The sequence below is a fragment of the Pseudomonas sp. 1 R 17 genome, from assembly GCF_900067035.1.
Classification (GTDB): domain Bacteria; phylum Pseudomonadota; class Gammaproteobacteria; order Pseudomonadales; family Pseudomonadaceae; genus Aquipseudomonas; species Aquipseudomonas marginalis.
The window spans coordinates 41,108-67,480 of record NZ_FKLB01000044.1 but is presented as its reverse complement, the minus strand read 5'-3'; the positions used below and the strand labels follow the sequence as shown (position 1 = coordinate 67,480).

The 26,373-nt window shown below is 57.7% G+C and carries 20 protein-coding genes and 2 pseudogenes; 14 read left to right on the top strand and 8 right to left on the bottom strand.

The features are described 5' to 3' along the window. The first annotated feature begins 114 nt into the window (after positions 1 to 114). A complete protein-coding gene (locus BFP99_RS15940) occupies positions 115 to 807 on the top strand; it encodes a hypothetical protein (RefSeq protein WP_256098151.1) in 693 nt (230 codons plus the stop codon). 113 nt (positions 808 to 920) lie between these two features. On the opposite strand, the gene BFP99_RS15935 is transcribed toward BFP99_RS15940, so the two are convergent. Further along, the gene (locus BFP99_RS15935) at positions 921 to 2,288 is read right to left on the bottom strand and encodes an HNH endonuclease (RefSeq protein WP_065947679.1); all 1,368 of its coding nucleotides are present in this window, start codon (positions 2,286 to 2,288) and stop codon (positions 921 to 923) included. Then, entirely contained in the window at positions 2,289 to 3,194 is a 906-nt protein-coding gene (locus tag BFP99_RS15930) for a DNA adenine methylase (protein ID WP_065947678.1), read from the bottom strand. A gap of 104 nt (positions 3,195 to 3,298) precedes the next feature. Between BFP99_RS15930 and BFP99_RS15925 the strand changes: the two genes are divergently transcribed. Further along, the gene (locus BFP99_RS15925) at positions 3,299 to 4,615 is read left to right on the top strand and encodes a site-specific DNA-methyltransferase (RefSeq protein ID WP_065947677.1); all 1,317 of its coding nucleotides are present in this window, start codon (positions 3,299 to 3,301) and stop codon (positions 4,613 to 4,615) included. A 688-nt stretch (positions 4,616 to 5,303) separates the two neighbouring features. On the opposite strand, the gene BFP99_RS15920 is transcribed toward BFP99_RS15925, so the two are convergent. Next, complete coding sequence (locus BFP99_RS15920; RefSeq protein ID WP_065947676.1) at positions 5,304 to 6,473, bottom strand: MFS transporter; 1,170 nt, start codon at positions 6,471 to 6,473, stop codon at positions 5,304 to 5,306. A 166-nt stretch (positions 6,474 to 6,639) separates the two neighbouring features. Between BFP99_RS15920 and BFP99_RS15915 the strand changes: the two are divergent. The 6 genes and pseudogenes from BFP99_RS15915 to BFP99_RS15895 form a co-directional block, all read left to right on the top strand. Beyond that, positions 6,640 to 6,807, top strand: a pseudogene (locus tag BFP99_RS15915) (DUF6124 family protein); the annotation flags it as partial. A 352-nt stretch (positions 6,808 to 7,159) separates the two neighbouring features. Then, positions 7,160 to 8,092, top strand: a complete 933-nt coding sequence (locus BFP99_RS15910; RefSeq protein ID WP_065947675.1) for a chemotaxis protein CheV — start codon at positions 7,160 to 7,162, stop codon at positions 8,090 to 8,092. A gap of 75 nt (positions 8,093 to 8,167) precedes the next feature. Then, on the top strand, positions 8,168 to 9,283 hold the full coding sequence (locus BFP99_RS15905; RefSeq protein ID WP_083221200.1) for an HD-GYP domain-containing protein: 1,116 nt from the start codon (positions 8,168 to 8,170) through the stop codon (positions 9,281 to 9,283). Between the two features lie 131 nt (positions 9,284 to 9,414). After that, positions 9,415 to 10,677: pseudogene (locus BFP99_RS34105) on the top strand (HAMP domain-containing protein); the annotation flags it as partial. Further along, positions 10,672 to 11,577, top strand: coding sequence for a methyl-accepting chemotaxis protein (locus tag BFP99_RS34100; RefSeq protein ID WP_370737667.1), 906 nt, complete (start codon positions 10,672 to 10,674; stop codon positions 11,575 to 11,577). The pseudogene BFP99_RS34105 and the gene BFP99_RS34100, both read left to right, overlap by 6 nt. A 149-nt stretch (positions 11,578 to 11,726) precedes the next feature. After that, the gene (locus BFP99_RS15895) at positions 11,727 to 13,166 is read left to right on the top strand and encodes an ArnT family glycosyltransferase (RefSeq protein WP_065947673.1); all 1,440 of its coding nucleotides are present in this window, start codon (positions 11,727 to 11,729) and stop codon (positions 13,164 to 13,166) included. A gap of 15 nt (positions 13,167 to 13,181) precedes the next feature. On the opposite strand, the gene BFP99_RS15890 is transcribed toward BFP99_RS15895, so the two are convergent. Then, on the bottom strand, positions 13,182 to 13,670 hold the full coding sequence (locus BFP99_RS15890; protein WP_017253710.1) for a TIGR00645 family protein: 489 nt from the start codon (positions 13,668 to 13,670) through the stop codon (positions 13,182 to 13,184). 164 nt (positions 13,671 to 13,834) lie between these two features. Here BFP99_RS15890 and BFP99_RS15885 point away from each other — a divergent pair, with 164 nt between their 5' ends. Continuing rightward, a complete protein-coding gene (locus BFP99_RS15885) occupies positions 13,835 to 15,658 on the top strand; it encodes a hypothetical protein (protein ID WP_083221199.1) in 1,824 nt (607 codons plus the stop codon). Positions 15,659 to 15,664: 6 nt separating this feature from the next. On the opposite strand, the gene BFP99_RS15880 is transcribed toward BFP99_RS15885, so the two are convergent. After that, positions 15,665 to 15,982 carry a PA4575 family protein gene (locus BFP99_RS15880; protein ID WP_027605329.1) on the bottom strand — a complete coding sequence of 106 codons (318 nt, stop codon included), beginning with the start codon at positions 15,980 to 15,982 and terminating at the stop codon, positions 15,665 to 15,667. A 299-nt stretch (positions 15,983 to 16,281) separates the two neighbouring features. Continuing rightward, a complete protein-coding gene (locus tag BFP99_RS15875; protein ID WP_065925342.1) occupies positions 16,282 to 18,720 on the bottom strand; it encodes a Lon protease family protein in 2,439 nt (812 codons plus the stop codon). Between the two features lie 268 nt (positions 18,721 to 18,988). Here BFP99_RS15875 and BFP99_RS15870 point away from each other — a divergent pair, with 268 nt between their 5' ends. The 5 genes from BFP99_RS15870 (at position 18,989) to BFP99_RS15850 (ending at position 22,848) form a co-directional block, all read left to right on the top strand. Further along, a complete protein-coding gene (locus BFP99_RS15870) occupies positions 18,989 to 19,477 on the top strand; it encodes a DUF3015 domain-containing protein (RefSeq protein ID WP_027605327.1) in 489 nt (162 codons plus the stop codon). Positions 19,478 to 19,568: 91 nt separating this feature from the next. Further along, positions 19,569 to 21,422: an Lnb N-terminal periplasmic domain-containing protein gene (locus BFP99_RS15865; RefSeq protein WP_065947672.1), complete on the top strand. Its 1,854-nt coding sequence runs from the start codon at positions 19,569 to 19,571 to the stop codon at positions 21,420 to 21,422. A 48-nt stretch (positions 21,423 to 21,470) separates the two neighbouring features. Then, positions 21,471 to 21,776: a chorismate mutase gene (locus BFP99_RS15860; protein WP_065947671.1), complete on the top strand. Its 306-nt coding sequence runs from the start codon at positions 21,471 to 21,473 to the stop codon at positions 21,774 to 21,776. Between the two features lie 147 nt (positions 21,777 to 21,923). Next, positions 21,924 to 22,280 carry a hypothetical protein gene (locus BFP99_RS15855; protein ID WP_065938304.1) on the top strand — a complete coding sequence of 119 codons (357 nt, stop codon included), beginning with the start codon at positions 21,924 to 21,926 and terminating at the stop codon, positions 22,278 to 22,280. 70 nt (positions 22,281 to 22,350) lie between these two features. Next, positions 22,351 to 22,848, top strand: a complete 498-nt coding sequence (locus tag BFP99_RS15850; RefSeq protein ID WP_065925346.1) for a GreA/GreB family elongation factor — start codon at positions 22,351 to 22,353, stop codon at positions 22,846 to 22,848. Here BFP99_RS15850 and gdhA read toward each other — a convergent pair. Together gdhA and ettA are read right to left on the bottom strand one after the other, a co-directional pair. Next, on the bottom strand, positions 22,845 to 24,182 hold the full coding sequence (gene gdhA, locus BFP99_RS15845; RefSeq protein WP_065938305.1) for an NADP-specific glutamate dehydrogenase: 1,338 nt from the start codon (positions 24,180 to 24,182) through the stop codon (positions 22,845 to 22,847). The genes BFP99_RS15850 and gdhA overlap by 4 nt on opposite strands. Positions 24,183 to 24,533: 351 nt before the next feature. Further along, positions 24,534 to 26,198, bottom strand: coding sequence for an energy-dependent translational throttle protein EttA (gene ettA, locus BFP99_RS15840; RefSeq protein WP_065925348.1), 1,665 nt, complete (start codon positions 26,196 to 26,198; stop codon positions 24,534 to 24,536). Between the last annotated feature and the right edge of the window lie 175 nt (positions 26,199 to 26,373).

The window sequence follows — 26,373 nt, the reverse complement described above, 5'->3', positions numbered from 1 at the left end:
AAGTCAGTCATACTTAAAGCATCCAGCTGTCTTGCCCTTGCACTCTCCATAAACGCTCAAGCCGAGGTCGACTATGGGTACATGTATCCGCCCATGTTACCAAATGAACAAACCATGAACGACTTACCGTATGCCATACCCTGTGCGGAGGCCAAAAATCAGTACGGGGCAAAATTTTATCGCTGCACGTGGTATAGCATTCCAAGAAATATTACTCAGTGGAATGCACAACAACAGCGTAACGTTACCTTCAGCAACCATGTCAGCGGTAAATGTGTGCGAGGCACTTGCCGTGCATCCAATGGCTCAGGCATCTATGGCATGTACGGTCAGGACCTAAGCTTTAGCCTTTCAATTTACTATTACATGTATGAAAGCGAAGATGGTTATCCGATAGCGTACCGCATGGACGGCGGACCAAATAAAAAGGGGAAAGAGGTTACTTACTCTCAAGCTCGCGCAACACTCCAGGACTTTTTGCTTGACCACGGTGTTAGCAATGCGAGCGTAAAAGACTCTATTGCTGCCTACTCGCTGGATGCGAATGAAACGAGTGGCTCAGTCGATAGCGAACCACAGGTCGAAAAGACCCCCATGACAAAACCCACCAAAACAATCGAAGTAAAGGCAGCCTGGTGCAACCCACGGGCGGACGATGACTGCACCATTAATGGTAAGAAAGTTCCCAAGGCGGAGCTCAAGCAGTACCTACCAACGGTCTATGAACTGGAAGTACTCAATGCCGGTGGGCACTGCGAATATCCGATTTGTTATGATAAAAATGATAAGCCAGTCGGAATCAACTGACACCACGGCACGGAAGTTCCGTGCCTTGGTTTTTTACTTAAGTCGGACTTAAAGGCCGGAACATATATTAAATCCGGCATACAGCATCAACTCACACAGAAACCAGACACCAACTATTCAGTAAGAGTAGCCAATGCTCGCCTACGCTGAAGATAATCTAATTTAGGCAAATGCCCTTTAGGCACTGCCAGCGTGCATTTATCATAGGGCAGAAGCTGATCACGTAGCGCGCCGTCGCTTCCAACTTTTTCCCAATCGATAGAAATAGTAAAGTCGTCCAGAACCATTAAGTATCCTTTCTCGAAAGCTCGGTCCACGAGAAGCGAAAGACAGATACCATTAGACGGATCCAATCGAATACTTTGATCGACACTCCATGGAACAATATGCGAAGCCACAAGAAAATCCTTATTCTCGATTCCAGTTACAGCGCATTTAAATCCATAGTTAGTTTTTACTGCTTCTGCAAACGCTCGCTGAGCACTACCCCTGGTTTTAACAGTGGCGTGAGAGTCAGCAACTTCATAATTTTCTTGTTTTATCTGACCTCTAAACTCTTCAACCTCTTCAGCAGAAACCTCTAGAGTCTCAGCCGCCGCGTCGCCTTGCGGGACCATCGGGAATCGTGTCTCTAGCATCTCTAGAAAAGCACTAGCGGACGCCGCCAGCGTTTCATCAAGCGGCGATAGCTGTAACCATGCGTCATGATTAAGATCAGGATCGAAAAACAATCCATAGCCAGGATTTCTGAGGTACGCAGCCAATGCACTAGCAGTCGCAGCATCAAGCGTTTCGATCAAAGAAAGCGGGCTTTCCATTGCAATGAGCCGCGCAAAAATATCGCTAACTTCTGCATTCGGTGCCACGCCACCGCTTGTGATTGTCGACCACTGAAGCGCTGAGCTTTGCGACGTTTTTGCAGCTAACCTCTGAATACTCTGCGGAACAAGCTGCATGTCAGCCCAAGCATAACTTGTGCTCGGATTATCCAGATAAGCACGTAATTGCAACGTGCCTGGATCATCCTGCAATTTAACTGCTATTAAGTACGGCTGACCCGCTCCACGACTCGCGAGTAATGCAAACTCATTCTCGGCATCGGCTATATCAACGTGGGACGGATCGCCAGGTATCGTCTCGGCAGTAGCATCGCTTGTCGCGACGGCCATCTTCCAAACCTGGGGAGCGCCAATACTTGTTTCCCACTTGAGGTGTGGACGATCCGCAGAACGCAGGACGAGCGCACCTGTAGCAGTCCCTGTTGGCCACTTGTACGTCAGCGACGCCGAACCGTTCTCGTTTGTCTCTGGAAAGAATCGCTTTACGGCAGCAATAAACTCATCCCTTCTCGACAGCTGAATATAGTCTTTCGTATATGTCTTGTTCGCCGCATCACTGCGGCCAAGGCGCCCATACGTTGCGCGATGCGCCGAGGGCCCGTAATAAATCACAAGCACCCATTCCACTGGCAAAGCAGACATTCAACCTCTCCCGATGATGATCGCCTCCGGCGACCGATGTGCCTCAACCTCACGCCGACTCTGTGCTGCCAGCGAGCGGTGGGTTGTGAATTTTATAATTTCAGTGTCGGGGAATAGCTCGTGTACTGATTCAGTATCGCGATTAGACATAATCCATTTCACCCCTCTCCGAGAGAGGTCGGCGCAAATATCTGCAAGCTCAATAAGGTCAACCGCCTCAAAGGTTTTTGCAGTGTATTTGTTAAATTTTGCAGTCGGCTCTTTTTCAGTGTCCGGCTGAGAAAAAATGGGCAAATATGGGGGGTCAAGATAGACAAAATCACCATCTGAGGCTGTCTTCAGCACCTCTCGGAAGTCGGCAGCAACGATATCTGCCCGAGACAACACCTTCCCTATCGTCGCCATAGTAGCGTCGTCAAAGCCTTTGAAGCGACGGTCGCCCCAAGGTGCATTCATCGCCCCTGTACGAGAATTCTCACGCCATAGGTGGTTCCAAGACACACCGTTTAGGTAAAAGAACCTTGCAGCCCTTTCGATGAGGGAAGTTGGAGCAGCCGAGCGAACCTCGTAGTAGAATTCCTTGGAGTCATTCTCCATATACCAATCGAGGAGCGGACGCAACGCAGGCTGATGGTCTCGCATTGCAACCCAAGCCGCTACGAGGTGTTCATTGAGGTCTGCTAGATATGAGCGACCGGAAACGCGCCCAGCACAAGCCAGGAAGACCGCTCCTCCACCGAGAAATGGCTCGTAGTAATTTTGAATAGTGTCAGGCACGTGCGGAAGAATGCGAGAAAGCAATCGCGATTTGCCACCTACCCACCTGACGAAAGGCTTGATGGGTGGGTGGGTGGAGCTGACAAAAGGTAGTTCTACCTGATCCAGTTTTGAAGCACAGTTGTCCATTTGATCTCTTTCTTTTCGCCGTTAAATCGGCTAGAGGTATTTTAACAGGATGTATGACGTAGGTAACGCATCACCGTCTGATACGTCTCAACTCTGGAGCTTTTATGTCTGAAATTCAGCTTGTTTGGCCGAACAAAGACTTGGCACTGCGCGCCTCAGGCGGGAGTAGCTACGAGTGGGTGCAGCCCACAGATCCTCGACTCAGTGAACCTTTTGACGTTCAGGCCCTCACGAACCATCCGATAGACTCTCAGACGAACGTACTAGCCATTGGCGACGGCCTCGATGTTCTGGAGGCACTGCGCCAACGGACATCAGTCCTCGACGGAGGCATCCGGCTCGTCTACATAGACCCTCCTTTCAACACGCAGGTGGATTTTCGACAGTACCGCGACACCATGAATAGGTCGATGTGGCTTAGCATGATGCGCGACCGACTCATTGCAATTCGCCCACTGCTTGCCAACGACGCGAGTATTTGGGTGCATCTGGATGACAGCGAAGTGCATCGTGCCCGAGCAGTGATGGACGAAGTCTTTGGCGAGACTGCATTCGTGACATCTGTTATATGGCAGAAGAAGACTACGCGGGACTCGCGGGCAGCGTTTTCCTCCAATCACGACACCATTCTTGTGTACGCCCCGAGCGGGCCGAAGAAATGGAAAACCACTAGAAATCTGCTCGTAAAGGACAACGCCCATCTCCTTAATAAGGATGACGACCCGCGAGGTCCATGGGGAGATGCTCCGTTTACAGCTCCCGGTTTTAGGAGCGCCCAGCAATACGAAATCATTGCGCCATCTGGACGAGCCCTACGTCCGCCACGAGGCCGCTCATGGTACGCCACAGAGCCCACTTACCGAGACCTGATAGCAGACGATCGGATTTGGTTCCCTAAAGGCGGTGACGGATCACCACGGCTCAAGCTTTTTGCAAGTCAGTTGCGCGGCCTTGTCCCATTCACAGTTTGGGGGACATCAGATACCGGCACAAATGACGATGCTAAGCGCCATCTTCTATCAATGTTCCCTGACAAAGAGGTATTCGACACGCCCAAGCCTGAACTGCTGCTCGAACGCATCATTCATATTGCCTCTAACCCAGGGGAGCTGGTGGTGGACATTTTCGGAGGCAGCGGGACGACGGCAGCTGTTGCTCACAAAATGGGGCGGCGATGGGTAGTCGCGGAGCGCAATGCCCAAACGGTCTTAGACTTCATGGTTCCTCGACTAACGCACGTAGTTAACGGGACAGATCCAGGAGGGGTAACTGACACGACCTCTTGGAGCGGCGGCGGGAGCTTTGAGATGATCCACGTTGCGCCACGGTTCGGCAGATTAAAAGGAATTGAGAGGCCCGAATATGTAAAGCCATGGCTGGACAATCTACTCCCACCCCATATGCTTTCGACTGCGTCTTGAGTAAGCGTCCCCCGATGCCTGAAAGCACATAGCGCCAGGCTTAGGACCAAGAACAAGCCCGACCACAAGGGCAATCAGTAGTAAGGTCGCATGTCTCGCGGAAGTCGAATGGGGGGGATAAATGCGGGGACAGCTATAACGAACCCCGCTAACGACCAGTAAAATATGGCATAAACCTACCAATAACGCCGGCCACAAGCCGAGCGAACGTAAGGTTTAAATGGCGAGAGCAGGATGGAATACAGACGCACCACTGGCGCTTAAAAGGATAGCGGCTTTGATCGGGCCCCCTCGGATCAGGTGGAATCTCATAGGCCCGCCTGATCACACTTCAGAGCCTTGCAAATGGACTTTGTATTCCAAAGAGTATTCCAGTAAAAAATTAAACCGAAATAAATCCATAAAAAACAACAGCTTATGCATTTAGTTCAGATTACCCCGGCTCTAAAGACGTCCACGGACGTCTTTTTTTGTGCCTGAAATCCAGCAAACACAAAGTTTTGATGACCGCTTTGCGCTTTCTAGAGCTTTTTGAGTTCCAGACGCTTTGGTATTCCCAATGGCATTCCAGGCTGAACAGCACCAGTCTTGGGAAAGCCCCCCTGCCCTTGTGAAGACGACGTTCTCCGAATTTATCTCCAGCAGAGGCGCAACCGGGATACAGCGCTAAACAAGGTACAGACGCAATTCACTCTGATGCAGGAGCTCTGCGCAACATCAACATTGCAATAAAAACCGCACCGACTACCCCCACCGAGATCATCAGCCCATGCTCGCTGACATAGGACACTGTGGCGCCCGTGGCAATGGGACCCAATACGCTACCCAAGGTGTAGAACATCGCAATCGCCGTCATGGAGGTGGACATTTGATGTTCGCCCACTCGGTCTCCCGCCTCGATCACTGCCAGGGTGTTCATGCCGCCAATGGCGCCGCCCCAGAGGAACACGGTAATCGTCGCCAACCAAGGGAGCGGCTGGCTGAACGGAATAGCCAGGGTGCCCAGCAACAGTATCAAGCCGCAGACTAATTGACCGACCTTGTAGGAACTGCGGTCGGCCATCCAGCCGATCGGCAGTTGCAGGACGGTGCCTCCAATGCCGAACACCGATATCAGCAGGGTGGCGGCGGTCAACAGATAACCAGCCGAGAGGCTGTAGCCTGCAAGGAACGATACGGATGAGGTTTCCGAAAAGCCTGCGATAAACGCGCCACACAGCGCCGTGGGGATGACGCTGAATAACTTGCCATGGCGTTTTTCCGCCGGTGTTTGCGGTCGCGTATCGTAGCCCTTGAGGGTTAAGGCCAGCGCGCCGGATAACAACACGATCACGGCACAGGCGTAGTAAGGCGCGGTACTCCCGACTCCGAATACCACCAACAGCAGCGGGCCAACAGCAATACCCAGGCCCATCAAGGTCTCATGTATGCCGATCGCCCGGCCGCGCTCGTCTTTCGAGGCGACCGCGAGGATCCACGTATCGCAGGCAATCCAGCGCAGGATCAAGCCAATACCGAGTACGAAGTTCAGCGAAAAAATCAGTACCAAATGGGTAGTCAAGGTCATACCGATCAGCGCGGCAATCGTCAGCGCTGCGCTGAGGATATTCGTCTTGACGAGCCCCAAATGGGCCAGCAAGCGCGGAACCCATTTGTAGAGCAGCAGGATCGCCAACCACGAGGCACTGACAATCACCCCGATCTTTGCCGGCTCGACCCCATGCTGATCCAGCGAAAGCGACAGCAGCGGAGTGACGGTACCTATCTGCACGATCTGTGACAGGGCCGAGAGCGTGTTTATCTTGGTGAGCGCAAACCAGCGTTGTTTGTCGGTGTACTCAATACCGGTATTTTCCATTCGTGACCGACCTTGGCTAGACAGCGCTAAAGTGTTCGAACAACCACGGGCAGAGCTCACCTTCGGGCTTGTGGAACAGCGCACTGATGGTGTCCAGAGGCGTCCAGTCGGCCTGGATGCCTTAGAGACTTTCGAGGAAGGGTAGAGCAATTTCCAGCACCCGACGATGATCCATCTGTTCCGGCTCGACTATCCCGCGGTGAAGCATGTATTACGCACCGCCCCCGAGCTCCTGCTGATTCAAGCAAGCGAAACCCTCGCCTCACTCAACGCCATGACCACCGACCTGGCCTTCGAGCTCGAAGGTGCCAACCGTCACAAGCTACTGGCCACCTAACAATTGATCGTGCCAGGTGAACTGATGGTCGAACGAGTGCTGGTACTCACCCAAGACGCGCGCGCATTCCAGTAACAAGAAAGGCCGAGTCGCATTCAGCGTCTCGGCCTTTTGTTGTCATACATCCACCCTGCTATTTTCCAATCTTAATCATTATCAACTCCCAAACCAGCAAGTTAGCCAACTAACTATTTTAAAACATCCGCCTGAATAGCTAATCATCCGCGCCGATATTGCTTTAACGATAAACCCGTCGATTATTTTTATTTCACATATATTTTACATTCCCCCACATATGCTAATGTCATTAAGACATCAACGCTGTTCCAACCAGAATCAAGGGGTGTGTATGGCAGGTGTAATGGCATCCGTTAACAGCCGTACACAACTGGTCGGCCAGAACAGGCTGGAATTACTGCTATTCCGCTTCAACGACCAACAGCTGTACGGGATCAACGTCTTTAAAGTTCGGGAAGTTATCCGCTGCCCCAAGCTATCTCTACTACCAAAGTCTAATAACAACATTTGTGGCGTTGCCAATATACGCGGCGCTTGCATTCCCATTCTAGACCTCGCGATGGCAACAGGACTGCCCGGGATCACGGATAAAGAAAGCGCCTTTATTATACTTACGGAGTACAACAACCGCGTTCAAGGTTTCCTGGTCTATGCGGTTGAGCACATCGTCAATTTGAACTGGGAAGACATTCATCCGCCCCCCAAGGGCAGCGGTGACAACAATTACCTGACGGCCGTTACCCGTGCCGATGATCGTCTGGTCGAAATCATCGACGTGGAAAAGGTGCTGACGGAAATCTCGCCCTCGTCCGAGGAAATATCCGTCGGCGTGGTGGATGAAGCCGTCACCCAACAGGCCAGGCATCTGCGTGTGCTGACCGTGGACGACTCGATGGTGGCGCGTAAACAGGTGACCCGCTGCCTGGAGACGGTAGGCGTCGAGGTGGTCGCCTTGAACGATGGGCGCCAGGCGCTGGATTACCTTCGGGCCATGCTCGACGAGGGGCGCAACCCGCACGAGGAGTTCCTGATGATGATTTCAGACATCGAAATGCCGGAAATGGACGGTTATACCCTGACCGCCGAAATCCGCGGCGACCCGCGCATGGCCAAGTTGCATATCGTGCTGCACACCTCCCTGTCGGGCGGTTTCAACCAGGCCATGGTCAAGAAAGTCGGGGCCGATGACTTCCTGGCGAAGTTTCGCCCGGATGACCTGGCAGGCCGCGTAGTCGCGCGTATCAAGGCCGCGAGCCCGATCTGAAAGGCAAGACAACACTGCTCAAGCCAGGGAGGCTGATGAGACACGTATAAGAAGAACATCAACAGAGGGCATACCATGTTGAAGTGCAATGAACTCAATCTGCAGGCGCCTGACGGCGAGGCAAAGCCCTTCTGGCGGGACGGCGCACCCTCAGAGGGGCCGTGCGCCCTGGGCTGCGGCGCTCCGCCAGCCACCCAGCCCCCAACAGTTGCTCCGGTCATCGCCGTCGTCCCCACCTCCATGCAGGACGAGTTGGTCGCCGCACAGGAAATCTGTAGCCGCGCCAAGACCGCCGTTGTCGAAATGTTCGGCCATGCCCGCATGGGCCGGGCCCTGGAGCTTGAAGACGTCAGTGCACTGGTGGACGACATTTCGAGCTCGATCGCCCGCCATCCCAACGCCTTTATCAGCCTGGCACGCCTTAAAAGCATCGACGACTACACCTACATGCATTCGGTCGCCGTGTGTGCGTTGATGATTGCCCTGGGCAATCAATTGGGCCTGTCCTCCGCACTGATTCGTCGGGTCGGGATGGCCGGGTTGCTGCACGACATCGGCAAAATGGCCATACCAGGTGCCATCCTCAACAAGCCTGGCCGGTTGAGCAGTGACGAATTGCAGTTGGTGCGCACCCATCCACTGGAGGGGGAGAAAACCCTGCTGGCGGCCTCGCAGATGTGCGAAATGGTCGTGGATGTGTGCCTGCATCACCACGAAAAGTTCGACGGTACCGGCTACCCCCATCAATTGGCGGGTGACCAGATAAGCCTGATGGCCCGGATGGCTGCGGTATGCGATGTCTACGATGCAATCACCTCGGACCGTTCCTACAACCAGGGCTGGGACCCCGCCGTCGCCATCCAGCAAATGTCCACATGGGACGGACACTTTGATGACGAAGTATTTCGTGCATTTTTGAAGTCCGTGGGTATTTACCCGGTCGGTTCTATTGTTCAATTGAAAAGTGGCAGTATCGGTGTCGTCATAGAGCAACATCCCGACTCTTTATTGATGCCAAAAATCAAAGTGTTTTTCCTGCCCGTTCTAAATATCTATGTAACGCCGAAAATAATAGACCTGAGTGATCCCGCACAATCCGATCGAATTGTCGCGAGAGTACCGCCCCAGCGTTACGGTTTTAAAAACACCGAGCATTTATGGCTCGATGAAGAGATGCCAAAAGAGCATTAAGCAAACTCAGCGCTGTACCGCATGCATATGCCTAAGCAGCCAATGATAGAACACTATGCCTTGCGCCAAGAAAGTACCGGAATGTCGACATTCGATGATGTTGGCAACTATTAGCATGGGCAGGAAACATCATGAAATTCAACTCATTGCAGACTCGAATCTGTTTCACCGCCGGGCTCTGCCTGTTTATCTCTTGCGCGAGCCTGGTGTTATATGGCCTGTATTCCTCGAATGCCAACCAGGCTTTTGTGGGTGCTGAAGTTTCAACCCTGATTGAAAGCGCCACCATCCGCGAAGTGCAAAACCTGGCTGAGTCGCGTGCCAATGCCATCCAGGCAAAACTGCAGAACGCCTTGGACTCGGCACGCACAATGGCCAATACCCTGGGAGCGAGTAAAAGTGCCCAGAGCCCGCTGAGCCTGGGCCGCGAGCAGATCAATACGATGCTGCTCAGCGTGCTCAAGGACAACCCCGACTTCAACGGCACGTATTCATGCTGGGAGCCGGACGCGCTGGACGGCCAGGACCAAGCCTTTCGTATCAATGAAGGCGGTAACAACCCGTTGACGGGCCGCTTCACGCCTTACTGGACACGCAGTTCAGACGGCCATATCGCCGTGCAACCGCTGGTTGAGTACGATTCCGATGCCCGCCACCCCAATGGTGTGCTGAAGGGCGGCTGGTATTCCGGCCCGCGGGACACCCAGAAAGAAAGCGTGCTGGACCCACTTCCCTACGTGGTGCAAGGCAAAAATGTGTGGTTGACCACGCTGTCGGTACCTATCACCGCCAATGGCAAGTTCTACGGCGTGGTCGGTGCAGACTTCGACATTTCGTTTATCCAGAAACTCAGCGAGCAAATGTCCGCCGACCTGTATGGCGGCAAAGGCTCCGTGTCGATCCTGAGCAATCAAGGGTTGGTGGTGGCCGACAGTAAACGCCCGGAACTCATTGGCCAGTCATTGAAAGCGTTGTTGCCCGGCTCTTGGGAGAACGTGTTGAGCAATGTACAGAAGGGTCAGGGAGACAGCCGGTTCAACCCGGATTCCCAGGAAATCGAAGTGCAGATGCCGATCAACCTGGGCCGCACCGGCAAGCCCTGGGCGATCGTGATCCATCTGCCCAAGGCGGTGGTCATGAGCCAGGCCATTGCCCTGGAGCAGGAACTGCAGTCACGCGGCGTCAAGAGCAGCATCTGGCAGGTCTCGGTCGGCGTGGGTATCTCCTTGCTGGCATTGCTGGCGCTGTGGTTCGCCACGGCGAAAATCGTCGGTCCGATTCGTGAAGCCGCCGCCCTGGCCGCCAACATCAGCCTGGGTGATTTCTCGCGTCGGCTGGTGCAAAAATCTGAAGATGAAGTGGGCCAGTTGTCCTTTGCCTTGAACGATATGTCGGAAAGCCTGCAACGCCAGGTGCGCGTGGCCGAGCGAATTTCCGAAGGGGACCTGGATCTGGAAGTGCGCCTGTCCTCGCCCAATGACACCCTAGGCAAGTCGTTGGAAAAAATGGTCGGCAACCTGAACACCTTGATTTCCCAGGTGCAGGCCAGCGCCACGCAAATCACCGGCAGTTCCGCGCAGGTCACCGAGTTGAGCCAGTCGCTGTCCGACGGCGCGTCCAATTCTGCCTCGTCCATCACTGAAATCAGTGCGGTGATGACCCAGATGGCAGCGCAAACCACCGACAACGCCGCCAATGCGAAAAAGGCCGACGAGCAATCCCAGGCTTCCCGCGCCGACGCCGGGGAAAGTGACAAGTTGATGAGTGAATTGATCGCCGCCATGGCGGAGATCGACAACTCGGGCAAAGACATCACGGCCATTATCACCACCATCGACAACATCGCCGCTCAAACCAATCTGCTGGCGCTGAACGCGGCCATCGAGGCCGCCCGTGCCGGCGAACTGGGCCGTGGCTTTGCGGTGGTCGCCGATGAGGTCAGGAGCCTCGCCGCCCGCAGCGCCGAAGCCGCCCAGCAAACCGCCGCGCTGATTGCAGATTCCTCGACCAAGACCCAGCGCGGCATGATCATCGCCGGCCGCACAGCCGACTCGTTGAGAAATATCGTTACCGGCACCAGCACGGTGTCCAGCCTGGTGTCGTTGATCTACCAAGCCTCCAGTGAACAGGCTTCCGGCCTGCAGCAGGCGAGCATCGGCCTGGAGCAGATCGACGAAGTCACCCAGCAGAATCAGGTCAACTCCCAACAATGCGCGGTGGCGGCCAAGAACCTGTCGGAACGGGCCAGTTCCATGCAACAGGGCCTGAGCCGCTTCAAAGTCAAAGCCTCGTAATGCCTCACGCGAAGCCAGGGGGAACATCAACCTCCTGGCCCAGCGATATAAACCCACTCCCATTCATGAAATATTAAGAATCGCCTCCCTATACTCACCGATTGCGAGCCGTTCCCCCGAACGGCCTTCTGCCTCGGTAGCCAGACTCCATGACGCGCCCCGCTCCCCTGCTGCTCCTGCTTGCTGCTCTGTTGTTCTTCTTTGCCCTGGGTAACCACGAACTGCAAGGCTCCACCGAGGCCCGTGTCGCGGGGATCGCCATGGCCATGCACCTGGACAATGACTGGGTCGTGCCGCAACTGTTTCGTGAACCCTTCCTGGAAAAACCGCCCCTGAGCCTGTGGCTGGACGCCGGAGCGATTCGCCTGTTCGGCGGCACGCCTGGGGCGGTCCGCCTGGCCTCGGCATTTGCCGGTCTGTTCAGCGTGATGCTGTTCTATGGAATGCTGCGCAGGTTCGGGCGCCCGAAAACATTGGCCCTCAGTGCGGCGCTGATCCTGGCGACCATGGCCAGCTACTGGAGCAATGTGCGTGGCGTGGGGGAAGACTCACTGCTCAGCCTCGGCGTGACCACCGCGCTGCTGGCGTTCTACCAGGCGATGCGGCCTGAGTCCGAGCGCCAAGGCTCGACGACCTGGGCCTGGGCGCTGTTTACCGCCGGCATGGTGATCGCCACCTTGAGCAAAGGCGTACTGGGCCTGGCGATGCCGGGCATCGTGATTTTCGTGTACCTGGCCAGCACCAGCCTGATGGACAAGCGCCTGCGCCTCGCCGACTGGCTCAAGCCGGCGCTGTTCACCCTGTTGGCATTGGTGCCGCTGATGATCTGGTTGTGCTTCCTGTTCCAGCGCGGCGGGATGCAGGCCGTGGGCGAAGTACTGTGGACCAACAGCGTCGGGCGCTTCAGCGGCTCGTTCGTAGAGGCCGGGCATTACGAGCCGTTCTACTACTACATCGCCAAGCTGCCCGAGGCCTTCCTGCCGTGGAACATCTTGGTGTACCTGGGCCTGTGGCACTTCCGGAAAAGCCTGGTGCGTAACCGCTACCGCCTGTTTTTCAGCGTATGGCTGGTGGCGCAGTTCACCCTGCTGACGCTGGCCTCAAGCAAGCGCACGGTTTACTTGATGGCCCTGACACCGGCCGCCGCCGTACTGGCCGCCGAATACGCCCGGGTGTTGCTGGAATGGCTCAAGGACCACAAGCCGGCGCTGTACCGCTACCACCGGCATGTGATCGGCGGCGTCTTCAGCCTGCTCATCGCCTGCTATCTGGTGACCGCATTCTGGTTCGCGCCAAAAGCTGACGCGCGCCAGTCATTCGTACCGGTGATCAGTCAGGTCCAGGCACTGCAGGCGCAAGGCAAGGAAGTCGCGCTGTTCCAGCCCAACGAGCGGATCGCGGGGGCCGGCGTGTTCTATATGAAGAGTTACCTGAGGATCCTGCAGACGGAACCCGAACTGCACAGCTACCTTGCGGCCCAGCCCGGCAACGTTGCGCTGCTGGACCATACCAACGACTTGACCACCAAGGTCACGGTAATCAAGGAGATGGCCATCAACCGCCAGCCCTACTACTTCATCGAGCAGTAAGGCCAGCGCGGGGCATCAGTGCTTAGTGACCTTGTCCAGGTAACCCATGGCGAACGCCGAGATCACGAAGGTCATGTGAATGATCACGTACCACATCAGGTGTTGCGGATCGACGTTCTTGGCGTCCATGAAGATGCGCAACAAGTGAATGGAGGAAATCGCCACGATGGAGGCCGCCACTTTCATCTTCAGCGACGAAGAGTCCATGGTGCCCAGCCAGTTGAGCTTTTCCTTGTTTTCATCGATGTCCAGCTGCGAGACAAAGTTCTCGTAGCCGGAAATCATCACCATCACCAGCAAGCCGCCGACCAGGGCCATGTCGATCAACGACAGCAGCACCAGGATCAGCTCGGACTCGGCCATCGAGAACACGCTCGGCAGCAGGTGAATCACTTCCTGGAAGAATTTCAACGCCAGCGCCAGCAACCCGAGGGACAGGCCGAAATAGATAGGCGCCAGCAGCCAGCGCGAGGCGTACATAGCATTTTCGATAAAGCGTTCCATTGGATCTCACACAGCATGGCTAGAAATGGCGGCGAGTATACCAGCCGCTATAAGACACCTGTAACCACGAGAAAACTGACCTGGGCGGCATCTGTAAGAGAATTTTTCTGCTAGTGTCGAGCCCAATAACTCGGCTCGATGACGTCGGACAGGAAAAAACTCAGATGATGGATGTGCGATCCCCTTTGGCCAGCGTTGGCCTGTGCGCCGCCTTGTTGCTGGCCGGCGGCTGTTCCCCAAGCGATGAGCAGAAACAGGCCACCCTCGAAGAGAAAACCGCGAAGTTCGAGCAGTCCCTCGACAGCATCCAGGATCCGAAACTGCGCGACGCCATTGCCGACCTCGGCGGCTCGCTGCTGCTGCTGGAACGGGCGCGGGTCAAACTCGCCACCAAGCCCATCGAGGCCGAATACGGCGAGGACACCCTCGCGCTGCTCAAGCACTACCCCACGCCGCAAGGGCTGGTGGACACCTACATCAATGGCTTGTTCGTACTGCGCAAAGCCTCACATTCCGACTACCTGACCGATCTGCAGCCGGTCTTCCCATTCAACTTCAATGTGCCGGACCAGTTCCCCTTCCCCCACGGCCTGGAATGGCAGTCCGTCACCTTGAGCAACAACAAGGTCGTGCCGTTCCAGCCGGAATGGTCCGAAACCGATCCCGGTATCCAGTTGAGCCCCAGCAGCTCCAACCTGACCAACCCGGATGACCTGACGGTCACCTACCCGTTTATCGATGGCATCGAGACGGAAAACAAAAGCCAGCCGCAACCCGTTCGCCTCAAAGGCGCAGTGGAAGTGATCGCACCGGGCAAAGTGCTGACCTTCGACTTGTCGAAAAAGGACGTGGGCCACAAACGCACCGAAGGCAATATCACCGTCAACCTGCTGCTCCTGGAAAAGAACTACGCCGAAATCGAACTGACCAACAGCCAACCACTGGCACCTGAGGTGGGTGACGAATCGCCTAACCCCTTGCTGGTACAGGCGCGGGACAGCACCGGGCAATTCCTCACACGCTCGGGTTCGATCAACGAAAGCAGCGCACAAGTCGAGTTCTACCAGAAGCAGTTGGCCGAGATGCAAAAACAGAAGGCCTGGTCCGATGGGTTTGAAAAGCAACTGGTTGATGAGCAGAAAGCCTTCGAACACAAGCAGAGCAGCCATTACGCCAAGGTCTATTTCAATGGCCTGATCGACACCCTGCAGATCAATGTGCTGGATTTCTCCACGGCCACGGTCACCCGCAAGGACCTGGACCTGCCGGTCCTGCGCTTCGACAAGAACAGCCTGGAAAAAACCGTACAAGCCTTGCCCATGCCGGTCACCGTGTACGACGACGGCGCCGCCAGCTGGCTCAAGGACGCCTCGTTGACCGAGGAACAACTGAAGAACAGCGTCACCATCAGCCAGTCCGTCGAAGACGCCAGCGCCGCCCATATCGTGTTCGACCACCCATTCACCTTCAATGACGACTTGGTGGGCAGCGAGCGCAACAGCAGCGAATCACCGGTGACGTTCTTCACTGCCGATGAGAAAGGTGAACGCGGCGAGCCCATCGAATTGCCGACCGAGGCGTATGAATTGAACCCGGCCCGCGGCACCCTCACCTACGACCTCAACCTGTTCCCGGAAAACCCGGCGTTTGTGGTGGGTTCAATCCCACTGTTCCTGGCGACTATCGAGAAAGGCGACATCGATGCGGCCAAGCTGCCCAAGGGGTTGTCGCTCAAAGACAACGCACTGATCGTCGACCAAAAGGAGTTCCCGGCCGACAGCTGGCGCTTCTATGCCAAGGACGCCAGCGGCAACTACCTCAAGGAAATCCTCGGCGTCAGCCATCGCGCCGAGGAATACGGCACGGCCTTGTTTGACGTGCATTACTTCTACGGCCAGCCGACGGCACTGGAAAGCTACCAGCGCACCGACCTGAGTACCGTGCAATACGGCTTTGAGGTCAAGCTGGACAAACCCGAGAGCAAATAACCGCGCCTACAGCGCCAGTTGCTCATGGCTGCCATTGAGCTGCCGCAGATGGGCCTGCATGTGCAGGCACCAGATCTGCGGGTCACCCGCCAGCTCATAGCCGTGCAGGGTCAGGCTGTCGACGATCGATTGCAGCATGCTTTCTGCCACGAAGGGCCCATGAAACGGGCCCTGGGACTTGATTGTGGAAGGCTGCTCACCCGTCATTCCGGCGGCAAACAACAAGGTCCACATTCCGTTATCCCCCGCGAGCGGGCGAACGGAACATTCGATTCGGGTAACCAGGCCGAAGCACTGGCGGGTAAGGCAAAGGTTGCGCGGCATGGCGGCGACCCTCGGTAGATCGGTGTTCAGCCTCAACCTATGGCGAGACTGTTTCTATCCAGCGACTCCTGTGGATATCCCTAAGGCTCAGAATAGAATAAAAACACGACAAACCAAGGCTGTAGGGACCAACGGGCGTTGGCCCCTCGGAAGGACGTCAATTTAGTGACGCAACCAGATCCAAATGTGGGAGGGGGCTTGCTCCCGATGCAGTGTGCCAGTCGACATCTACATGACTGACCTATCGCAATCGGGAGCAAGCCCCCTCCCACATGTTTGATCCGGCCTGGCCTCAGAACTCAGGTGGGCTTGGCTTCGGCCAGCGCCTGCTGCGCCAGCTCCTTCTCCGCTTCCTTCAGGTCTTCCTCGCTGATCATCTCGGCAATCGCGCGCAAGCGCTCGACCACGCGGGCATTGACCGTGCCTTCCGGGAACTGCCCCTCGGCGTCCGGCTCACCGGCATCCTCGCCCACCAGAAGGCTCAATGCCTCGTCGGCCTGCCGCACCGCATAGATGTGGAATTGCCCGGCGCGCACGGCCTGCAGCACCTTTTCATCCAGCATCAACGTGGCCACGTTGGCCTGGGGAATGATCGCCCCTTGCTCGCCGGTCAGACCGCGGGCTTCGCACAGGCGGAAGAAGCCTTCGATCTTCTCGTTGACCCCGCCCACGGCCTGCACTTCACCAAACTGGTTGATCGAACCGGTGATCGCAAAGCACTGCTTGAGCGGCGTCTTCGACAAGGCCGAGATCAACGTGCAGGCCTCGCCCAGGGACGCGCTGTCACCGTCCACGTAACCGTAGGACTGTTCCAGCGCGATACTCGCCGAGATCGCCAGCGGAAATTCCTGGGCATAGCGGCTGCCCAGGTAACCGGTGAGAATCATCACGCCTTTGGAGTGAATCGGCTGCCCGAGGTTAACTTCACGCTCGATGTCGACGATTCCGCTGCCGCCCGGGTACACCGTGGCGGAAATCCGCGCCGGCACACCGAACGCCGAGTCGCCGACCTCCAGCACCGTCAGCCCGTTGCACTTGCCGACCGCCGCGCCGGCGGTGTCGATCAGGATCACCCCGGCGAGCATATCGTCGAGAATCCGCGCCGACACACGCCCGGTGCGCGTGGCCTTGGCCTTCAGCGCGCGCTCGATATGGCCGGCATCGGTCATCTCATCGCCCGCCAGGTGCCGGATAAAGTCCGCTTCGCTGACCAGCTGGAACAAATCCCCAATACGCGCCGACAAACGGCCCTGGTGCTCCGCCAGCCGTGCGCTGTAGGTGGCCAGCCGCGCCACCGCGTCCGAAGTCAGCGGCGCCATGCCTTCTTCCGAAGTGCGGGTCTTGAGCAACTGGGCGAACTGCTCCAGGCTCTCGTCCACCATCGGAATATCTTCGTCGAAATCCACCAGCACCCGGAACATCTCCTGGAAGTCCGGATCGGCGTCCTGCAGCGCGTAATACAACTGGCGCGAACCGATGATGATGACCTTGACCTGCAATGGGATCATCTGCGGGTTAAGGGTCACGGTGGCCAGGCGGCCCAGTTCGCCCAGGGGCGATTCCATCTTCAGCTTGCGCGACTGCAAGGAACGCTTGAGGGCGTCCCACACAAACGGCTCGCTGAGCATCTTCTCGGCTTCAAGAATCAGGAACCCGCCGTTGGCACGGTGCAAAGCGCCCGGGCGCAACTGGCGATAGGTGGTGTACAGCGCGCCCTGGTCGGTGCTGTATTCGATACGGCCGAACAGGTTGTCGTAGGTCGGGTGCGGTTCAAACACCACCGGCGCGCCACCGTTGACCGGATGGCCCACCACCAGGCTCGGGCAGTATTGCTCTTCGAGCAGCTTGCGGGCCTGGGCGTCGGTCTTGGCGTCGTCCACCAGTTGCTCGACCACGGTTTTCAGCAGGTACACCTGCATGGCCTGCAGGTAACCGCAGACACCGGCGTTCTCCGCGTACTTTTCCGACAGCGGTGCGAGCAAAGGCTGCAAGGCCAGGGTGATGGTTTCTTCGTTGAACTGACGCAGTTGGTTATTGGACTCGCGCTTCCACTGGGGCAGGCTGGCCAACTCCTCGTTGAGGCGTTCTTCCAGCTCGGAAATATCCGTGTGGAAACGCTCGCGATCCACTTCCGGCAGCTGGGAGAACTCGGCCTCATCCAGGGCCTTGCCGTCGAGCATCGGGGTGAAGGCGATGTTGGAACTGTCGCGGTACAGCGCCACGTCCTTTTCCAGGGCCAGGCGCTCGATCACGTCCAGGGCCTTGTCATAGCGCTGGTTGAAAGCGCGGTCGATGGCACTCTTGCGCTGTTGATAAGTCGGGTGTTCGAACACCGCCGGGAAGGTCGCGACGAGGTTGTCGACCAGGCCATTGATATCGGCAATGAACGCCGCCGCACCGCCGCCTGGCAATTCCAGGGCGCGGGGTTCGCGAGGCTCGTCAAAATTGTTCACATAGACCCAATCCGCCGGGGTCTGCAGGCGCTTGCCCTCGGCTTTCAGGTAGCGTTTGACGAACGAAAAGCGGCCGGTACCCGGCTCGCCCATGACAAATACGTTGTAGCCGGGGCGCGGCATGGCCACGCCGAACTGCAACGCTTCAACCGCACGTTCCTGGCCAAGCACACCGCGAAAGGGCTCCAAATCATTGGTGGTCGAGAAGCTGAACTGTTCAGCGGAGAAAGGGCGAGTCAGCGCTTCGGGCGCTAGACGCAAGCTGGCAGCAACAGGATCAGGCATCGGGCTTCCTTACATCAGGCGGGGCAGATGACGGCATTCTGGCTCCCTGTTGCGCGCTCTGGCAAGGCGCGCCGTTGGGAAACCCTGGACACGGGAGGCGCCCTGCAAAAAAAATCGCGACATTGCTGATTGTTTTATAAAAACACACGGAACCCTTGGAACGTGCCTAAACTCCAAACTGCGCGGGTTGGACTAATAACCGATCCCGAGGGCGCTATGAAGTGCCTGAACCCTTGTCCATTGGTTTGCACACAAAGAGAACAAAGCTATGAAACGGATCCTTCTCGGTACTCTCTTCACCGTCGTCTCCCTCAATGCAATGGCTGAAGCACCAGGTGGCCCGAACTGCGGTTGGGGCAACATGTTGTTCGAAGGCCAGCGCGGTACTCCAGCTCACTTCCTGGCTTCCACCACCAACGGTACTTCGGGTAACGCCACCTTCGGCATGACCTCGGGCACCAACGGTTGCAGCACCAACAGCGCGCTGACCTACGGCGGCAAGTCCTGGATTGCCATGAATGGCATGATGAACGAGCTGTCCGAAGACATGGCCAAGGGTAATGGCGAAGCACTGACCACCTACGCCGTGGTACTGGGCGTTGCTCCGGAAGATCGCGAGCACTTCGCTGCCGTGGCTCACGAACACTTCCAGCAAATCTTCAGCAAGGCCGATGTGACCGCTGAAGACGTGCACAACAACACCCTGGCTGTACTGAAAGGCGATGCCCGTCTGGCGAAATACGCTACCCAGGCTTAAGCTCGTCCTGCCCGCGCCTACCCAGGCGCGGGTTTTATTTTTGGACCCGCCTCTCCTTGGGTCTCTCTAATTTCCGACTTAAGTTGCCCCTATGCTCAAACGCTTTGCCTGGATGGCACTCTTTGCCTGCGCCCCGCTGTACGCGGCACCGCATCTTGATGATCAACGTTTGCAGCAATTGGCCAATGATCCGTTCTGGCTTTCTCTGGGCCATTACGAAGCCGGCAAAATCAGTGGCTGGCGCAGCTATGTCAGTGAAAAGAAATTCTTCCTCGCCGCCGATGGCGCCCACCACCCGGATGCAGAACTCAAGGCCACCGTTGAAGCGCTTTACGCTCCGGCCAGCCTGGGTGAAAAACACGCTCAATGCGTTTACCCCGCACGTACCCGCTGGCTCAAGGATCAGTTGCACCTCACTGACCTGCCCGCCGTGGACTGCAAGGAATTCAAGCAATGGTTCAAGGACGTCGCGCCCCATAGCGCGGTGATGATCTTCCCGGCGGCCTACCTCAACAGTCCGTCGTCGATGTTCGGCCATACCCTGTTGCGTATCGACCAGGCCGACGTGCAGAGCAACAAGACTGCGCTGCTCAGCTACGCGATCAACTTCGGCGCCTATATCGAAGGCTCGGACAACAGCATCCTCTACGCCTGGAAAGGCCTGATGGGCGGCTACCCCGGCCTGTTCGCCCTGGTACCCTACCAGGAAAAACTCTCCGAATACCGTAGCCTCGAAAACCGCGACCTGTGGGAATACCGCCTCAACCTCACCCAGGTCGAGACCGAGCGCATGGTCGAACACGTGTGGGAGCTCAAGCAGATCCAGTTCGACTACTTCTTCTTCGATGAAAACTGCTCCTATCGCCTGTTGGAACTGCTGCAAGTGGCGCGCCCCGGCCTGCGCCTGACCGAGCAATTCCCGCTCACCGCCATCCCCACCGACACGGTCAAGGCCGTGAAGGATGCGGGACTGGTGGAAAAGATCGACTACCGTCCCTCCCGCGAGCGCGAGTTGCTGGAGCGCGCCAAGCCGCTGAACAGCGACGAGCAACAATGGGTACTGAAGGTCAGCGACGACCAGCAGCAACTGCAGGAACCGGCCTTTAAAGCGTTGCCTCGCGACCGCCAGGCCCTGATCATCGACGCCGCCTACCGCCTGGGCCGCTACCGTGCCAATGGCCTCGAGCGCGACACCGCGCGCTCCCAACGCAGCTTCGAACTGCTGCGCGCGATCAACCAGAACCCGGCGCCCGACCTGACGATCACGCCTCCCGGCCTGCCCGAAAACGGCCATGAATCGCGCACCTGGCAAGCCGGCATCGGCACCCGTGGCGACAAGGCCTTCGGCGAATACGGCCTGCGCATGGCCTACCACGACCTCAACGACAACGCCGAAGGCTTCCCCCTCGGCGCCCAGATCGAAATCCTGCAGATGAAACTGCGCCAGTACGAAGGCAACCACTGGCAACTGCAGCAACTGGACCTGGCCACCATCCGCTCCCTGACCCCGCGCAACGCCTTGCTGCAGCCGTGGTCCTGGCAAGTCACCGGTGGCCTTGAGCGGGTGCCCGGTAAACACGACGACGACACCCTGGTCGCCCACGTCAACGGCGGCGCCGGCGGCACCTGGCAACTGCGCGACGACATGCTCGGCTTCGCCCTCGGCACCGTGCGTGTGGAACACAACAACGACTTCAACGAAGCCATCTCCCCCGCTGCCGGGTTCAATACCGGCGTGCTGTGGAAAAACCCCCTGGGCAACTTGAGCCTGGAGGCTAAAGGAGACTTCTTCACCAATGGCGAGGTACGTCGCAGCCTCAGCCTGAACCAGCAGTGGGAACTGTCCCGCAACCTCGGCCTGCGCCTGAGTGCACAGCGCGAGTACAGCCACTTGTCGACGCCGGTGAATGAAGTGATGCTTGAGGTGAAGTGGTATCACTACTGACTAACACCTTTTGTCAGCATTGCCTGCACAATCAGGAGTTCACTCGACATGGCCGTTACCTGCACCACCCTTGAAGAAGTTCGAAACAACATCGACCGCCTCGACCAGCAAATCGTCACCCTGCTGGCCGAACGCGGCCGCTACGTCTCCCAGGCGGCACGCTTCAAAAAAGATACCGATGGCGTCAAGGCCCCGCAGCGGGTCGAGCAGGTGATCGCCAAGGTGCGGGATCTGGCGCAGACCGTGGGTGCCAACCCCGAGGTGACCGAGCAGGTCTATCGCGCAATGATCGCAGCGTTTATCCAGCAGGAATTGGCGGAACATGCGGCTCTGGCGACCAACCAGGCAACATAGGCCCTTGTGGTGAGGACGCCAACGGCTTCGGTGCCGACCGCTTGATCTCATCGTGCTCCACACCTTTCTCACACCCCTTTCACGCCTCCCCGACAAATCCCTATCTAGACTTCCCCTATCAGCCGTGAAACGGCCAGGGAGCAAGCAATGTGGCGGTATGCAGTAATGCTGTGTGCGGTGGTGTGGCTATCGGGTTGCCAGTCAACCCATCAGGAATTGCTGGCTCGGGGCTATCCGCCCGCCTTTGCCGATGGTTTTGACGATGGGTGCAGCAGCGGCCGCCAGGCGGCGGGGGTGATCACCGGGGTGTTTCGCAAAAACGTGCCGCGTTACCTGAAAGACCGGGTCTACGCCGAAGGCTGGGAGGATGGTTTTCGCCAGTGCAAGGCCATGCGCGAGAACGAGGAGCTGCGCGACTACAAGGACAATCACTGGGATGACCGTGAACGCGCCTGGCAACAGGAGAAGAACCGGGATGCTGCGCGGGCCTATCGCTCGCAATAGGTCGCTTTCAGACATTCATCGAAACTAAAGCGCGGCGAACATGGCCCAAGCTCCATAGAGGGAGAACGTCATGAGCCGAGCTTTTGTAAATGAGGACAACGCCGCCGCCCAGGCAGATCAGCCGGTGGAGCGCCAGGTCAGTGAGCAGCCCAATCGCCTGACCGCGCAAGGGTTGGCGCAATTGCAGGCCAAGGTTACGCAGCTACAAGCCGCGCACAGCGCCGAGTCCGCCAAGGGCGAACAGGCCGATAAGCAGCGCCAGGCCGACCTTGAGCGGGATTTGCGCTACTTCAACCAGCGCGTGCAAAGCGCCCAGGTGGTGGCGCCCGCTACGTCTACCGACAAGGTGCAGATCGGCAACTGGGTGACGTTCGCCAATGAGCATGACGAGCAGCAGCGCATTCAATTGGTCGGGGAAGACCAGGCCGATGCCGGCGCCGGCCTGATCAACTGGGGCTCGCCCCTGGGCCGTGCCTTGCTGGGCGCCCAGGTGGGGGACGAGGTACTGTGGAAGCGCCCCGTCGGCGACCAGTTGATCGAAGTGCTGCGCATCGAGGCCGAGGCCTAGACGATGCCTTGGGCCAGCATCGCGTCGGCAACCTTGACGAAGCCCGCAATGTTCGCGCCCTTCACGTAGTTGATCCGACCGTTCTCTTCACCGTAGTGCACACAGGCATGGTGGATCGACTGCATGATGTTGTGCAGCTTGCTGTCCACTTCACCGGCGGTCCACAACAGGCGCATGGCGTTCTGCGACATCTCCAGGCCGCTTACGGCGACGCCGCCGGCATTCGATGCCTTGCCCGGCGCAAACAGGATGCCCGCCTCGATAAAGATATCCACAGCCTCAAGGGTGGTCGGCATGTTGGCGCCTTCGGCCACGCAGATGCAGCCGTTGCGCAGCAGCGTGCGGGCCGCTTCGGCGTCGAGTTCGTTCTGGGTAGCGCATGGCAGGGCAATGTCGCAGGCCAGCTCCCAAGGGGTTTTGCCGGCGCGGAACTCCAGGCCGTAACGGCCGGCCAGTTCGCTGATGCGCCCGCGCTGCACGTTTTTCAGCTCCAGCAGCGCCGACCATTGTTCCTCGGTCAAGCCGCTTTCGGCGTAGAGCGTGCCTTCGGAGTCAGACAGGGAAATCACCTTGCCGCCCAGGTCCATGACCTTGCGCGCCGCGTATTGGGCGACGTTGCCGGAGCCGGAGACCGCGACACGCTTGCCTTCCACTCGCAGGCCGTCGCGCTTGAGCATTTCTTCGGCGAAGTACACACACCCGAACCCGGTGGCTTCCGGGCGGATCAGGCTGCCGCCGTAGGTCATGCCCTTGCCGGTCAGCACCGAGGTGAATTGGTTGCTCAGGCGCTTGTACTGGCCGAACAGGAAGCCAATCTCACGGGCGCCCACGCCGATGTCGCCGGCCGGCACGTCCACGTCTGCGCCGATATGGCGGTACAGCTCGCTCATGAACGCCTGGCAGAAGCGCATGACTTCGGCATCGCTCTTGCCTTTGGGATCAAAATCCGAGCCGCCCTTGCCGCCGCCCATGGGCAGCGAAGTCAGGGAATTCTTGAAGGTCTGCTCGAAGGCGAGGAATTTCAGCACCCCCAGGTTTACCGACGGGTGGAAACGCAGGCCGCCCTTGTAGGGGCCGATGGCGCTGTTCATCTGGATACGAAAGCCGCGGTTGACCTGGACCTTGCCGTGATCATCCACCCACGACACCCGAAAGGTAATCGCACGCTCCGGCTCGCAGATGCGCTCCAGGATGCCCGAGGCCAGGTAATGGGGATTGGCTTCAAGAAACGGCCACAGGCTGCGTAGGACTTCTTCTACGGCCTGGTGGAATTCCGGCTGGTCGGGGTCGCGTTTTTTCAGGCGGGCGAGGAAGGATTCGACGGATTCGATCATGAAAAGTCTCGGCAAATTGATTGTTTTTAAATGAGTATGAGCCGGACTTTATCAATTCATGTCGCACCGCGACAGGGCAAAATGTCGCTTTTGTGAATTTAAATGGTGCATTAGATATAAATAAACCCAGGAAATAGGGATTTATCGCACTTAAAAAGTGATTACCCACCCACGGCATGCACCAACAATGAAACAGCTATCGGGAGCAAGCCCCCTCCCACATTTGAGTTGTGAACACATTCAAAAATGTGGGAGGGGGCTTGCTCCCGATAGGGCCGTCAAAAACACTGCAAAACCCCAGCCCCAAAAAAAACGGAGTCCGAGGACTCCGCTTTTTTCACACCAGCCGGATCAGGCCAGTTTTTTGTGCCGTACACGGTGCGGCTGGGCAGCCGCTTCGCCCAGGCGCTTTTTACGGTCCGCTTCGTACTCGGTGTAGTTGCCTTCGAAGAACACCGCTTGCGAGTCGTCTTCGTACGCCAGGATGTGGGTCGCGACCCGGTCAAGGAACCACCGATCGTGAGAGATCACAATGGCGGCGCCCGGGAAGTCCAGCAGGGCTTCTTCCAGGGAACGCAGGGTTTCAACGTCGAGGTCGTTGGACGGTTCGTCGAGCAGCAGGACGTTGCCGCCCTCTTTCAGGGTCAGGGCCAGGTGCAAGCGACCGCGCTCACCACCGGACAGGTCCTTGACGAACTTCTGCTGGTCGCCGCCCTTGAAGTTGAAACGGCCGACGTAGGTGCGCGACGGGATTTCATAGTTGCCGATGCGGATCTGGTCGGAACCGTCGGAAATTTGCTGGAACACAGTCTTGCTGCCATCCAGGTCTTCGCGGCTCTGGTCCACACAGGCCAGTTGCACGGTTTCGCCGATTTCGATGCTGCCCGAATCCGGCGTTTCCTTGCCCATCAGCATGCGGAACAGGGTGGATTTACCCGCACCGTTACCACCAATTACGCCGACGATCGCGCCTTTTGGCATGGAGAACGACAGGTTGTCGATCAGCACGCGGTCGCCATAGCCTTTGCACACGTTCTTGAACTCGATGACCTTGTCACCCAGGCGCGGGCCGGCCGGGATGTAGATCTCGTTGGTTTCGCTGCGCTTCTGGAATTCCTGCGACTGCATTTCTTCGAAGCGTTGCAGACGGGCCTTGGATTTGGACTGGCGGGCCTTGGCGCCTTTGCGCACCCACTCCAGTTCTTCCTTCATGGCTTTTTCGTGGGCCGATTGCTGCTTGGATTCGGCGGCCAGACGGTCGGACTTGGCTTCGAGCCAACCGGAGTAGTTGCCCTCGTAAGGGATACCGGCGCCACGGTCGAGCTCGAGGATCCAGCCGGCAACGTTGTCGAGGAAGTAGCGGTCGTGCGTGATCGCAACCACGGTGCCCGGGAAATCGTGCAGGAAGTGCTCCAGCCAGGCGACGGAGTCGGCGTCCAGGTGGTTGGTCGGTTCGTCGAGCAGCAGCATGTCGGGAGCGGACAGCAGCAGGCGGCACAGGGCCACGCGGCGTTTTTCACCACCGGACAGGAACTCGACCTTGGCGTCCCACGCCGGCAGGCGCAGCGCATCGGCGGCGACTTCCAGCTGGCGCTCCAGGTTGTGACCGTCGCCGGCCTGCAGGATGGCTTCGAGCTTGGCTTGTTCAGCGGCCAGCTTGTCGAAGTCGGCGTCCGGTTCAGCGTAGGCGGCGTAGACCTCGTCCAGGCGGGCCTGGGCGTCCTTGATCACGCTGACGGCTTCTTCGACCACTTCACGCACGGTCTTGGTCGGGTCCAGGATCGGCTCCTGGGGCAGGTAACCGATGTTCAGTTCCGGCATCGGGCGGGCTTCGCCTTCGAACTCGGTGTCGACGCCGGCCATGATTTTCAGCAGCGTGGACTTACCCGAACCGTTGAGGCCGAGCACGCCGATCTTGGCGCCGGGGAAGAAGGACAGCGAAATGTTTTTCAGGATTTCCCGCTTCGGAGGGACAACTTTTCCCAGCCGATGCATGGTGAAGACGTATTGAGCCATGGTGAACCTAGCGTCAGTGACTGATGAATTAAGCGGGCGAAGCCCGTGCCAGGCCATGCGCCGCGCGGGCCGTTGACTATCATCAATGCCAGCGAACGGAAAAAGCCTGAATGTCTGGGGCTGGAACGCCCCCGCGTAACCGGCAAAGCTACCTGAATGCGCTTGGTCAGTCCAG